This is a genomic window from Cerasicoccus frondis (assembly GCA_031296915.1).
Lineage (GTDB): Bacteria > Verrucomicrobiota > Verrucomicrobiia > Opitutales > Cerasicoccaceae > Cerasicoccus > Cerasicoccus frondis.
Map to the genome: position 1 here is coordinate 38,227 of JAVDPC010000003.1, position 13,915 is coordinate 52,141.

The 13,915-nt window shown below is 57.4% G+C and carries 9 protein-coding genes; 1 reads left to right on the top strand and 8 read right to left on the bottom strand.

The genetic code is table 11. The features are described from left to right. Positions 1–506: 506 nt before the first annotated feature. The 8 genes from RBB63_RS02940 to RBB63_RS02975 form a co-directional block, all read right to left on the bottom strand. Positions 507–995 (bottom strand): YybH family protein, encoded by a 489-nt coding sequence (locus tag RBB63_RS02940; RefSeq protein WP_309380944.1) that lies wholly within the window; start codon positions 993–995, stop codon positions 507–509. A 773-nt stretch (positions 996–1,768) separates the two neighbouring features. After that, complete coding sequence (locus RBB63_RS02945) at positions 1,769–2,758, bottom strand: ParA family protein (RefSeq protein WP_309380946.1); 990 nt, start codon at positions 2,756–2,758, stop codon at positions 1,769–1,771. Positions 2,759–3,510: 752 nt separating this feature from the next. Next, entirely contained in the window at positions 3,511–4,212 is a 702-nt protein-coding gene (locus tag RBB63_RS02950) for an HU family DNA-binding protein (RefSeq protein ID WP_309380948.1), read from the bottom strand. Between the two features lie 691 nt (positions 4,213–4,903). Then, positions 4,904–5,965 (bottom strand): NAD(P)-dependent alcohol dehydrogenase, encoded by a 1,062-nt coding sequence (locus RBB63_RS02955; RefSeq protein ID WP_309380950.1) that lies wholly within the window; start codon positions 5,963–5,965, stop codon positions 4,904–4,906. Positions 5,966–6,261: 296 nt separating this feature from the next. Next, positions 6,262–7,746, bottom strand: a complete 1,485-nt coding sequence (locus RBB63_RS02960; RefSeq protein WP_309380952.1) for an efflux transporter outer membrane subunit — start codon at positions 7,744–7,746, stop codon at positions 6,262–6,264. Positions 7,747–7,855: 109 nt separating this feature from the next. Then, on the bottom strand, positions 7,856–11,035 hold the full coding sequence (locus RBB63_RS02965) for an efflux RND transporter permease subunit (RefSeq protein WP_309380954.1): 3,180 nt from the start codon (positions 11,033–11,035) through the stop codon (positions 7,856–7,858). A gap of 21 nt (positions 11,036–11,056) precedes the next feature. After that, positions 11,057–12,226: an efflux RND transporter periplasmic adaptor subunit gene (locus RBB63_RS02970; RefSeq protein ID WP_309380956.1), complete on the bottom strand. Its 1,170-nt coding sequence runs from the start codon at positions 12,224–12,226 to the stop codon at positions 11,057–11,059. A gap of 21 nt (positions 12,227–12,247) precedes the next feature. After that, entirely contained in the window at positions 12,248–12,742 is a 495-nt protein-coding gene (locus RBB63_RS02975) for a (R)-mandelonitrile lyase (protein WP_343219113.1), read from the bottom strand. A gap of 258 nt (positions 12,743–13,000) precedes the next feature. Between RBB63_RS02975 and RBB63_RS02980 the strand changes: the two genes are divergently transcribed. Next, positions 13,001–13,915, top strand: coding sequence for an AraC family transcriptional regulator (locus RBB63_RS02980; protein ID WP_309380960.1), 915 nt, complete (start codon positions 13,001–13,003; stop codon positions 13,913–13,915).

Below are 13,915 nucleotides of genomic sequence, written 5' to 3' on the forward strand. Positions count from 1 at the left end.
GCGACGGTTCAAACCGAGGTCGCATTTACGAAACGCCTGGAGATGAGCGGCGCCCGTTCTTTGGTGTTGCTGATGCAATGATAGAGAAGGTGGGTCAAGGTGCTTGCCATACGTTTTGTGATGCGAATAAACCGTCGCATTGCGACGATTAATGTTTATCGCTGTTTGGACGGGGGTTAAAACCCCCGTCTATGATTGATAAGTGCCTTCGGCACATCTGGGGCGGATTGGAATAATGTATGGGAGCGTGGCGTAGCCTGGTGCGGCGTAGGCCGGCATAGTGCAACCCGACGTGATGAAGGCCTTCGTTGGGGGGAGTCGGCATGGGTGGATCAACATTCTCGCTGCTTATCCCGAAGGGATCGCTCATTCATAGACGGGGGTTTCTAACCCCCGGTCCCAGTATGCCCCGTGGGATCGTCGCGATGCGACGGTTCAACCCAGGCCACATCAACGCCGGGACGTCCCGCTCGTCGGCGCAATCTATCCAAGGCCGCCGTGCGTCGCTAGCTGCCGGTGGATGACTGGATGCGGGTTGCGCGCGGGATGCCTTGGATGGGCGAGGAGTGCTCCTGGATGATTTTCCAGCCGTCGCCGTCGCGGTGGAGCGTCATCGTGGTGCGGATGTGGATATTCCAGCGGGACTTATCCGGGCGCACGTAATACTTAAAGAAATGCTCGAACGAGACGAGCGCGGTGTCGCCCTCGGCCCAGACCTGAAGCTCCTTCGCGTAGGAATCATAAAATTCGACGACTTGCATGTCGCTGCGATACAGCTCGGCAATGGCCTGGTAGCTGCGGAAGGTTTTGCCAACGGACACCATCACCGTGACCCTCGGATCCTCCGCGTAAAACCCCGCCATCAACGCCGGATCGTTCCGGTTGTAGGCCGCAACCCAATCCAACACCAATGCCCACGCGCTGTCATCGGCCTCACTCGCGCCCCACGCAAGAGGCGTCAGGAGAAAGATTAGCAAGGGGAGGGCGGCTTTCATGGTTGTTTGGATTTAGGTTCGCTCTCTTGTTTGGCGCTTCGAATGCATTGATAGGGAAACGAGGTAAAGAGTGTGGTTATACGTTTTGTAATACGAATGAACCGTCGCGTTGCGACGAAGAATTTTTATTCTCGATTACCGGGGGCTGAAGCCCCCGTCTATGCATGAGTTGTGCCTTCGGCACATCGGATGTGGATGATGTTGCATTGCCCACGATGCCCTATTGTCCGTGATGCGGTATACCCACAGTGCAGTATGTCTACGGATGTCGCATTGCCCGCGATGGCGTATTGGCCGCGGTGTAGTATGTCCACGGTGCCGTATGTCACGATGCCCTATGGTCCAGAATGCCGCATTGTCCGCGATGCGGTATTGTCTACTATGCTACATTGTCCAACTTGCGTGGCTTGGCCTTGGCGTTATTAGAGCCTGAATTCTATGCGCTGCTGACTTCGCCCTGTTGATCCCGAAGGGATCGCTCACCGATAGACGGGGGTTTTAACCCCCGGTCCGAATATGCCCCGAGAAACCGTCGCGATGCGACGGTTCAACCCAGACCGCATCAACGCCGGATCGTTTCGGTTGTAGGCCGTGCCCACTCCAACGCGAATGCCCGCGCACTGTCATCGGGCTCATTCGCGCCCCACGCCAGGGGCGCCAGGAGGAAGATTAGCAAGGGGAGGACGGCTTACATGGATGCTTGAATGCTACGTTCAATTGCTATGGCAATGTTCGAGGATACTGGCTGTAAATTTAAGTCTGCATGCTTGCGTTTATACTATCCCAGCTAGTGTCCTTACGATCGGGCGGAAGAGCTTCTTTGAATTCTTGGCTCGAGTGATATGCTCACCTTTGAGTCCATCTCTAGATGTGCAGTCGAACACAGGCTTTCTTGCTTCTTGTGAGTAAGGGATCAAACTATGCAAGTTTGGTATCCTACCTAAGTTCCAATTCCCATCATCCCATTTTATCGCTTGGCCCTTGGGGGATAGTTTGTCGACGATGTTCTCTTTTACTGCATCCTCAACGCGTCCACCAAAAATTGACCAGCCTTTCGTCATTCCTGTAGCGGTCTGTCGAACGTTATGCTGCTGCATAACATAGCCAAGGAACTTTGGCTTGCCCGGGGGGAGCTGGATGTCTTCACCATCCCAGGCAGCATGGCATTGAGCCCACTCTTTATTCCAAATTACTAGCTTGTTCCCGAGATTTTCTGTTCCTCGAATTGAGAACAAATCAGGTGACATCGGTATGATAAAGTAGTCGCTAGCGGCAAGAACCGACCTGTTTAGTGCGCCAAGATTTGGCCCAAGATCCAACATTACAACATCGGCGTTGACCTTTTCTGCGCACCATAGGATGTAGCGATATAGGGCGGATTGAATTCGGAGCGCTGGTTCGGCGCCGCCTTTGGCAGCGCTCCAAGTATCGCCCAGCGAGTCTTCGAAATTGCTCAGAAGTACATCACCTGGCACAAGGTGTAAGTTACGGTGGCCTTTTCCAATATCTAGTGGTTGTCGGCGTCGTATATCGCCAAGCCCGCGATATACCTCTTCAACGGCTCGCCAGATGCTGTTGCCTTTGGTATTCCACGCTTTTTCTAACTCATGCTCTGATAGGGAGTAGGCGGAGAGGTTGCACTGAGCATCAAGGTCAACCATCAATACCGTCTTACCCTCTTCACAAAGAAGATTAGCAACGTGAAACATGTAGGTTGTTTTACCAACGCCACCTTTGTTGTTGAATATGCTGACAATGCTCATTCGTTTTTCTCGGGCTTATTTAGTTTATTTAATGGTTAAGGTGATTTATTCTGAGTATTTTGCCGTAGGAGGTCGTGCGCGGGAAGGCATTAGTTTACTTGGCTGTGCAGAGCGATTCGACGTTTAGCATGAGGGCTTTACTTGGTAAAGTGTTTTTTATCAAATGAAGCCAAGATTGGCTGGGTTTAGGTTTCTTATGGCAGTTTAGCAAATTTATGGCATTTTCATTCCTCTAGGCGGAATGAAAGTAAAAGAGCCACCTCGATTGGGGGTCGTCTGGGGGATTGGTGGATGTCTTTGAGCTGGGTTGTAAGTTTATGATTATTAGTGGTAAATGAAATTTATTGGGTGGGGGGTTGCGTTCTTTTCGTTTTCTGTTGTCCAGACGCGATGGTTTTTAGGTATGTTGAACTGATGATGTTGCGTTCGAGTAAGTCAGCGGAATATCTTCCATGTGTAGGTCGTTAGGTAGCAGCATGAGGATGTTCTTTTGAGATGAACTTCGGATGTGCTTTCTGGGTTGTTTTGCGGCATCTCCTCCGCATCTCTGGCTTGCCACAACATCGCCGCTGCTAAGGTTTAGCACAGGCAGTGCTAAGTAATGACACAGGCTGTGCTAAGGCTTAGCAGCGGCGATGTTGTGGCGCAGTCGTGGGGTGGGGGCACACAAAAAACGGCCACGAACTGCGGGAGTTCGTGACCGTTGGTAGCGGTGGTGGTGGCTGGATGAGAGGCGGTTGCCGCGGTTGGGTTTACGTGGTGAGGACGGCTTCCAGCTCGCCGGTGCGGAGCTGGTCAGAGCCGCGCATGCGGGCGCGGACCTCGATGCGGTAGGTTTGGCCGAGGGGCAGGTCGGGCGGGATGCGGAAGATCAGCTCTTTGGGCAGGTTCCGCTTGATCTGGGCCAGGCGCGTTTCGGAGTTGTCGGCGATGTTGATGAAGAACAGGCCCTCGTCGGGGGAGTCGGGGTTGAACTTCAGCTTGCTGCCGACGATTGAGCCGATGTCGCCCGGCGTGATCTGTTGGTTGAGCGTGCCGCTGCCGTCATCGATGAAGTCGAAAACGAGCGGGGCCGGCGGCATGCCGTCGATGCGCGCGGGGTCGGACTTCTCCCGCAGGGTTTTGAGCAGCCGGCGACCGGCGGAGGCGTGGAGGGAGACGCGGTGGCGCGCGGAGTCGAAGGCGTCGTTTTTTCCGTCGAAGCTGCCGGTGATGCCGGGCCAGAGCTGGACGAGCCCGCCCATGTTGACCCGGTTGCCGTCGATGAGGAGACTTTCGACGGCGCGGATGGCTTCGGTGAGGACCGCGTGGATGTCCGCCTCGGTGATGGTGGAGCCGAGCAGGATCATGCGGTCAATGACGGCTTCGAGGTCCTTGCTGCCGCTGATCTGGGTGATGGCCCGGTATTGGTTGCCCCCGTTGGCCAGGGGATTTGGGAATAGTGCGTATTTCATGGATGGCTTAGTGGTAAGGTTCAGGCGCCGAGTGGTGTTGGTCGCCTGAGGATTAGTTGTCTTTTAGTTCATTGATTGTTGGTTGTGATTGGTTGTTTGGTGATATTCGGGGCGTTTATGTCTCGAATATGTGTTAAATAATTCACTTGTTGTGGGTGTTTGGCAAGCGTAAATTGCGCAAAATAAGAAGAAATAGTAAATTTAGGGCGTGTGGAGGATGGGAAGAAGGAGATGAGGTGAATTAGCCGCGGATGAACGCGGATTGAACGCGGATGCTAGTGGGGCGTGGACGGGGAGGCATGGTTTTTAAACAGGAAGATCGGGAAGTTCGGGAAGCCAGCGAGGCGTGAGGGGAACCGCCGCAGAGAACGCGGAGGACGCGGAGAGCGGCGAGGGGGTGTGTGGTAGGGAAAGGACAATTAATGGTGGGTTGGGTTAGTTTACGTAGAAGCGGCATCCTGCCGCTTGGTTTCGGTTGGTTGGAATTGATGGAGTCGGTAAAGCGGCAGGATGCCGCTCCTACTGGAAGACAATGGATGTGAGGGGGCTCAATTCTTAAAGCTCCTCATCAGATTCTCTTTGTGTCTCCGTGCTTCAGTGAGAAAACCTTTTGCCTGTTGGCGTCCGTAAACAAAAAGCCCGATGGACTTGGAGTCCACCGGGCTGAAAGTTGGTTGCGAGCTCGCTGGTTTTACGCGCCCTTGAGAGAAGCCATGTCGATGGTGAAGCGATACTTCACGTCGGACTTGAGCATGCGCTCGTAGGCTTCGTTGATCTGCTGGATCGGGATGACTTCGACGTCGGCGGTGATGTTGTGCTCGCCGCAGAAATCGAGCATCTCCTGCGTTTCCTTGATGCCGCCGATCATGGAGCCCGAGAGTGACTTGTTGCCGAAGAGCAGGCCAAAGATCGCGATGGGCAGCGGTGTGTCCGGCGCGCCAACCATGGTCAGGTTGCCATTCACGGCGAGCAGGGCGATGTATTCGTTGAGGTCATGCTCGGCCGCCACGCAGTCGAGGATGAAGTCGAATTTGCCGGTCACGGCCTTCATGGCGTCCTTGTCGGTGGAGATGACGACGTGGTCCGCGCCGAGCTTCTTGGCGTCTTCCGCTTTACTTTGCGAACGCGAGAACACGGTGACTTCCGCGCCCATCGCGTGGGCCAGCTTCACGCCCATGTGACCGAGACCGCCCAGGCCCACGATGCCCACTTTCATGCCCGGGCCAACCTTGGCGCGCATGAGCGGCGAGTAGGTCGTGATGCCGGCGCAGAGCAGCGGCGCGGCGCCAGCGGGGTCGAGGTGCTCCGGCACTTTGAGGACGAAGCGTTCGTCGACAACGATGCTCTCGGAATAGCCGCCGTAGGTGACGGGGGCGGTGCCGTGGGTGTCGGGCGAGTTGTAGGTGAAGGTGGTGCCGGGCCAGAATTGCTCCTGATGCTGGTGGTGGTGGGCGCAAGTGTGGTCGCCCTCGACCATGCAGCCGACGCCGACGAGGTCGCCGATCTTATACTTGGTCACGGCGGAACCGGCGGCGGTTACGCGGCCGATGATTTCGTGGCCAGGGACGCAGGGGTAAACCGTCGGCATGACGCTTTCCCATTCGTTGCGGGCCTGGTGGAGGTCGGAGTGGCAGACGCCACAATATTGGATGTCGATTTGCACGTCGCGATCGGTGGTTTCGCGGCGGGGGATGCTGTCTTGAGCGAGGGGCGAGCTGTCGCTCGCGGCGGAGAATGCTTTTGCGGTATACATAAGGAGTGTGGGTTTGATGTTTTAAGTAATAGAGGGATTTTGATTTTGCGAATCACTGCATGGTTTTCATGTCGATGACGTAGAGTCGGATTTTCGAACGATGTCTATGATACACCATTTGGCGCAAGAAGCGGTAGACTGTTCCTATGGGAATCTTGCCTAATCCTCCAGAGTCTTGGCGGCTGTAATAAGATGAAGGTCTGTTGGCATCTTTATATGCGGATAGGGTGAAGCAGTTCGCCATTCTGATTGCCTATTCGGGTGAGGTATCAAAACGTTTTGCAGTGCTGAAAGTGCTACTCGGCGGGCATGTCTTGGTCCACGTCGAGGCGGCCAACGAGGATCACGTCTTCGCGCTTTGCGGGGACTTCCCAGCCACCGCCGAGGGCCTTGTAGAGCTCGACCGAGGCCAGGTAGCGATCTAGCCAGGCGTTCACCAGCGTGAGCTCGACATTGAATTGCGTGTTCTGCGCACTGAGTAGATCTAGGTAGCTCGTGAGTCCGGCGCGGTAGCGGCTTTGCGCGAGGTCGACGGTGAGGTTGATTGCGTCGAGGTGGGCGCGGCGGGCGTCGATGCGGCGCTCCGAATAGTTGAGTTGATCGACGGCGTCCTTGAGTTCGCGAAACGCCTGTTGCACGACTTGCTCATAGCGGATCAAGGCTTCGTTTTGATAGGCCTCCGAGGCTTCAACACGCGCGGCATTGCGGCCAAAGTCGTAGAGCGTTCCAGTTACCATGCCCGTGATGGACCACGTGGCGTTGTCGTCGGAAAACACTTTGCCCATCGGGTCGGAGATGAGTCCGCCCAAGGCGCCAACCGTGACGGTTGGCCAGCGCTCGGCTTTCACGACGCCGATCTGATACGTGAGTGCGCGGGCTTGCGACTCGGCGGCAACGATGTCCGGTCGGCGCGCAAGCAGGGACACGGGCGCCTGGTCGAGATTGGTTTGCGGTGGTGGCGGCAGGATGAATCGGTTCTCTTGAACCGTTGGCTCGCTCCAGATTTCTTTGGGGCTGGCGCCGACTAAGACGGCGAGCGAAGTGGTGAGCAGGCTGGCCTGTTCGTTGAGGCTTGGCAGCTCGGCATTGGCGGCAGCGAGCTCCGCGGCGGCTTGCTGCTTTTCCAATTCGGTGATGGCACCGCTGTCGCGCCGCACGCTTTGGATGTCGAATGCTTCCTGACGCGAGCGAATCGTGTCTTCGGTAATCGCGACCTGACGTTGCGTTGCGAGCAGCATGAAGTAGGTCGTCGCAACCTCCGCGGCGAGCGTCGTGCGGACGGTTTCATAGCTGTATGCTGTCGCCAGAAGTTCCTCACGCGAAGCATTGCTGGCGTTGGCCAACTTGCCCCACAGGTCGATCTCATAGTCGAGCATGCCGATCAGCTGAAAGCTATCCTGCGGGCCGCCCTGCGATGCGCCGTTGGGGTTCAGCGTATTCGGGTAATCCTGACGCGCGATGGTGGAGTTACCGGTCAGCGTGGGCCACTGGTTCGCCTTGGCGAAACCGAGGTTTGCGCGGGCAGCTAGCACGCGTTGGGCGGCGGCCTGGAGGTCGAAGTTCTCCGTGAGCGCACGCTCGATGAGCGCGTTCAAGACATCGTCGCCAAACGCGGTCCACCAGGTCTCCAGCTGGGCGTCGGAGATGGCTTGGGACTCGGAGGATTTGCCGTTGGAAAAGCTGTCGGGCAAAGTGCTTTGCGGCTGCTCATACTCGGGTGCGAGTGAGCAGCCGCCAAGCAGGCTTATGGTGATCGCTATGATCGAAAGTCGCCAATTCATGTTGGTATAAAATAGTGGTTTAGTCGCTTAGTGGGCGTTTAAAAACTCAATTGACCTTCGTTGGAGAGCGTCTTCGTGGTCAAAATTCCTTTTCTTCACCTCGACGAAATTAGACGTTGGCCGTTTGCGGGAGCAGCTCGGGCTCGCGTTGCTTGAGCCGGATCACCGACAGGCGGCGGCAGATGACGTAGAACACCGGCGTGAAAAACAGACCGAAGAACGTCACCCCGAGCATGCCGGAGAACACCGCGACTCCGAGCGCCTGACGCATCTCAGCGCCCGCGCCCTTCGCAAGCACCAACGGCACGACGCCGAGGATGAACGCAAAGGAGGTCATTAAAATCGGACGCAGGCGCAGGCGCGCTGCCTCGGTGGCGGCGGCCCAGCGGTCACGGCCCTGGCTTTCGAGTTCGCGGGCAAATTCCACGATGAGAATCGCGTTCTTTGACGCTAGGCCGATGAGGACCACGAAGCCGATTTGCGTGAGGATGTTGTTGTCCATGCCGGCAATCGACACGCCGCTGATCGCGGAGAACAAACACATCGGCACGATCAGGATGATCGACAGTGGAAGCATCCAGCTTTCGTAAAGCGCCGAGAGGAGGAGGAACACAAACACGACGGCCAGAATGAAGGCGATGATCGCGGTGTTGCCCGTGAGACGCTCCTGATATGCCAGTTCGGTCCACTCGAAGTCGAAGCCTTCGGGCAGCGTTGTTGCGGCGATCTGCTCCATGGCGTCGAGTGCTTCACCGGAACTGTAGCCGGGCGCTGCGCTGCCCCGAAGAGGCGCGGCAGGATACAGATTGTAGCGCGGAATGAGCGTTGGGCCAGTGGTGTTTTGCACGGTGGCAATGGAGCCGAGCGGGACCATGCTACCGTTGTCGCTGCGGACTTTGATCTGCATGACGTCTTCGACGTCGAGGCGCTGCGAAGGCTTGGCCTGGGCGGTTACGCGGAAGGTTCGGCCGAGGTAGCTCAAGTCGTTCACGAAAACGGAGCCGACATAGACTTCCAGTGCTTCAAAGATGCGCGATACGGGGACGCTCAGTTGCTCGGCGCGCACGCGGTCGACATCGAGATAAATCTGCGGCGTGTTGTTATTGAAGAAGGTATTGACGGCCGTTGTCGCTTCGCTGCTGGAGTCGTTGCCCGCAGCCTCCATCGCAAATACGGCTTGCTTGAGCGCTTCGGTACCGCGGCCACTGCGATCCTGCACCATCATGCGGAAGCCGCTCGCGCTGCCGATGCCGCGCACTGGAGGCGGCGCGAAGACGACAGCGGTCGCGTCTTTAATGGTGGCCAATTCTTCGCGCACGGTGTCCATGATCTTCTGCTGCGTGAGGCCTTTGGTTTCGCGCTCATCGAAGCCTTCCAAAACCGGGAAGAGGGCGGCGCCGTTGGACAGGCGGGCGCCACGGGCGGCGGAGTAACCGGAGAAGCCAATGATGTCGGCAATGCCGTCGATGGCCATGATCTTGTCGCGAATGCGCTGCGTAACGCGGTCGGTCTCGGAGAGCGAGGCGCCTGAGGGCAGCTCGATGGATACGATCAGGTAGCCTTTGTCTTGCGCGGGAATGAAGCCCGTGGGTGTGCGGTTAAACAAGGTGATCGTGCCGACCATTAGCAGCGCGTAGATGAAGAGCATGAGGATCGGCCAACGGATGACGCCGCCAACGATGCGACCGTAAAAGTTCGAGAGCCCGTCCATGCCCGCGTTGAATTTGTCGCAGCAGAAGTGGAAGCCACGGCTGAGGAAGTTGCGGGGCTTGGGATCGTGTTCGTGCTCCTTCATGAGGATGGCCGCGAGGGCCGGGGAGAGCGTGAGCGATACGAGCACGGAGATCATTGTCGCCACAGCGATCGTTACACCGAAGGCCTGATAGAACTTGCCTGACATGCCTTCCATGAAGGTCGTTGGCAAGAATACCGCCACGAGCACAAGGCCCATCCCGACGAGCGCCGAGCCCACTTCGTCCATCGTCTTGCGCGCCGCCTGGAGCGACTTCATGCCCTCGCGCATGTTGCGCTCCATGTTTTCCACAACGACGATGGCGTCGTCCACCACGATGCCGATGGCGAGCACGAGCCCGAAGAGTGTGAGCGTGTTGAGGGAGAAGCCGAGGGCGGCCATGACGGCGAAGGTGCCAATGAGCGAAACCGGAATCGCCACAATCGGAATGATCGCGACGCGCCAGGATTGCAGGAAGACGAACATTACCAGCACCACGAGCACGACGGCTTCGATGACCGTGTGCTCCACGGCGTTGACGGACTCTTCAATGAACTTAGTCGGGTTGTAGGCGACCTCGTATTGCAGGCCCGGAGGAAAGCTGTTCGAGATGTCTTCGATCTCGGCCAGGATCGCGTTGGCGGTCGCCAAGGCGTTCGTTCCCGGGCGTTGATAAACGGGCACGGCGACGGCCGGGTAGCTGTTCAAGTAACCCAGCGTGGTGTATTCCTGCGCGCCAAGTTGGATGTCGGCTACGTCGCGCAGACGCACCAGGCGGCCATCGTCGTCGGACTTCACCACGATCTCACCGAAGGACTCGGGGTCGATCAGGCGGCCCTGCGTTTGCAAGGTGTATTCGTAGTATTGCTGTTGCGGCTGAGGCAGTTGATTAAGCGTGCCGCTGGCGACCTGGACGTTCTGTTCGCGAATGGCGTCGAGCACTTCGCCGGGCGTCAGTTCATAGGATTGGATCATGTCGGGGTCGAGCCAGACGCGCATGGCGTAGTCCGAGCCACCGTAGATCGCGATGTCGCCCACGCCATCGATGCGGCGGATGCGGTCGCGCACATTCAGCACGACATAGTTGCTGATGTAGGACTGGTCGTAGGTGCCATCGGGCGAATACATGTTGATGACTAGCATGAGCTCCGGAGAGCTCTTTTGCGTCGTCACGCCGAGGCTTCGAACGGCTTCGGGCAAACGTGCTTCCGCAATGGCGACGCGGTTTTGCACGAGCACCTGCGCGGTGTCCAAGTCGGTCCCGAGCTCGAAGGTAATCGTCAGGTCCATGTTGCCCGTCGAGCTGGATTGGGACGACATGTAGAGCATGCCTTCGACGCCGTTGACTTCCTGTTCGATTGGCGTGGCGACGGTGGCGGCGACGGTTTCCGCATCAGCGCCCGGGTAGGTGGCGCGCACGCGAATCGTTGGCGGCGCAACCTCCGGATAGGGCTCCACTGGCAGCTCGAAGAAGGCGAGGCCGCCTACGATCATGGTCAGGATGGAGAGGACCGTCGCGAAGATGGGACGGTCGATAAAGAACCTTGAAAATTTCATGACGTCGGAGGGCGGCGCCCTTTAAAGTTGTCCGATTTGTATCTCCTCAAGCGAGGGGATGTCTTCGATGGAGGGCATGAATTCGGTGTCCTGCCATTCGATGGTTTCCATGACGGGCGTCACGTCCTGCTCGGCGCTGCGGATGCGCACGACGCCATTGATCACGACGCGTTCGGCGCCGGTGAGGCCTTCGCGGATGATGATGAGACCGTTGTCCAAAACCGGGCCCAGTTTGAGGTAAGCGCGCTCGGTTTGGTTGGCGTCGTTCACAATGTAAACGAATTTGCGGTGCTGGTCGGTTTGGATTGTGTGCTCGGGCAGGAGCGTGGCCTCGTAATTGCCGCTGCCAACAAGGCGTGCGCGACCAAAGAGACCGGGCTGCAAAATGCCGTTGCGATTGCCGACGAGTGCGCGCACCGTGATCGAGCCCGTGCCTTCGTCGACTTCGTTGTCGACAAAATCAATGCGGCCACGGTGCGCGTAGCTGTCCTCATCCTGCAGGCGGACGAAGAGCGGGTTGGGATTCGCGCCGTCGCCCGGGCGTTCGCCGGACTGATCGAGGCGCGCGTACTTGAGCAGCTCGCCCTGCGAAACTTCGAACGTGAAGTGAATCGGCGCAACGCTGACAATGCGCGTGAGCAGGGTGTCGTTTTCGCGAACGAGGTTGCCGGTATCGACAAAGCTTTCGCTGATCTTGCCGTCGATGGGCGCGGTGATCGTCGTGAACTCCAGGTTGAGCTGGGCTTCGTTGAGCGCGGCTTCTGCGACTTGCAACTCCTGCAAACTCATGTCCAGCTCCTGCTCGGAAATAGCGTTGGAATCGAGCAGCGACTTCGCGCGCTCGTGAACTTTCTCCGCCAAGGCATACTGCGCCTGCGCGCGTTTGACCTCGAACTCGAATGGGCGCTGATCGATGACGTAGAGCACATCGCCCTGCTTCACGAACTGGCCGTCGCGGAATTGTTTTTTGACCAGGTAGCCGGTCACGCGGGCGCGGATGTCGACTTCTTCCGTGGCTTCAAAACGGCCGGTGTATTCATCCCACTCGACGATTCTGCGCTTGAGCGGATGAGCGACGTCGACTTCGGGGGGCGGTGCTTCGGCCTGCTTTACTTCCTCGCCGCAACCTGCGACAAAGAGCGCCGCGAGTACAGCCGGAAGCCAGTGAATTATGGTGCGTAGTGGTGTCATGTTGATATCCCGATGATTGTTTTACTGCCGGTTGGCGGTTGCGTATTGTTCGTCGCTGACTCGCTCGAGCCAGGTGACGCCTTGGCCATTGAGGGATTCCACAATGGCCACGTGGGTCATGGCGCTATCGGGGGCCGCGCCATGCCAGTGTTTGATGTCGGCGGGGATCCAGACGGTGTCGCCCGCTTTGATGATTTGCAGGGGCTCGCCCCAGCTTTGGACGCAGCCAATGCCCTCAGTAACGATGAGGAGCTGGCCGAGTGGATGTGTGTGCCAGGCTGTGCGCGCGCCGGGCTCAAACGACACCGTGGCGCCGTAAGCCCGGCTCGGCGGCTCGGCGCGAAACGGATTATCAATCGTGACATCGCCGGTGAAGTTCTGGCTATTACCCTGAACGGCGGCTTGAGCATCGCTCTTCGTGACGATGATTGCGTCGGTTGGTTGTTCTTCGGTTGCCATAATGTTTGCGCTGGCAAGCAGCATGAGTGAAAGAACGCTGAGACTGAGCTTGGGCATGAATCTGCGTGGGCGTACTGGTTTCGTTAGCTCTGCGTGTGTTGCTGCATCTGGTGTGCGTGTTTCCATGTGTATCCTCAGTTGAATTTCGAACTGCGGCTATGATACACCAAGCGCATGAAAACCGGGTAGACCGATCCTCTTGGATTGTTGCCTGATTCTCCGGTTCGTGAGAAAAATTTGATTTTTGCCCGGGAAAAGTGCTATTATTGCGACAAGCAAAAGCGGCTATGCACCGCATCAACAAAGGCTCGCATCATGAAATCAGATCCAGCATTAGAAAAAGCAATCGGCTCTTTAAGCCGCTTAATTGCCCAATTGACTGAAAGAGGAAATTTAAGCGAATGTGCAATCGAGGGGCTTGGCTTGTTTACCAGCACGACAACCTCTGATCCTCTAACCGGTGTTTACGAACCGAGCATTTGCATCGTTGCGCAGGGCGCGAAGCGCGTGCATCTGGGTGAGGAATCGTTCGTCTACGATTCGCAGTATCACCTGATCACGTCCGTGCAATTGCCAACGGTGGTGCGCATCATTGAAGCCAGCGAGGAGAAACCGTACCAAGGGCTTCGTTTGAAGTTCAACCTCCGCGAAGTCGCGCAGCTCATGGTCGACAGCGATCTGCCCCCCGCGCGACCGCAGCAATCGAATTGCGGCATGGCTGTGGGGCAAAACACACCGGCGCTGATCGACGCGGTGACGCGTCTGGTCAACCTGCTCAATGAACCGCAGGATATCCCCATTCTCGCGCCGACGATTCAGCGCGAAATCATTTACCGCGTGCTCACGGGAGAGCTTGGCGCGCGCTTGCGCCAAATAGCGGCGGGTGGAAGTCAAGGCCACCAGATCGCGCGGAGTATTGAATGGCTCAGTGAAAATTACACGCAGCCTCTGCGCGTGGAAAACCTGGCGCAACAGGCAGGAATGAGCGCGTCAACGTTTCACCACCACTTCCGCAACATCACTGCGATGAGCCCGCTGCAATATCAGAAGCAACTTCGCTTGCGCGAGGCGCGACGCCTGATGCTGATGGATCGTCAAGACGCAGCCACGGCGTCGTTTAACGTCGGCTACGAAAGCCCATCGCAGTTTAGCCGCGAGTATAGTCGCTTGTTTGGGGCACCGCCGATGCGTGACATTGCGAATCTGCAGGAGATGTCCAAGGCGAGCTGA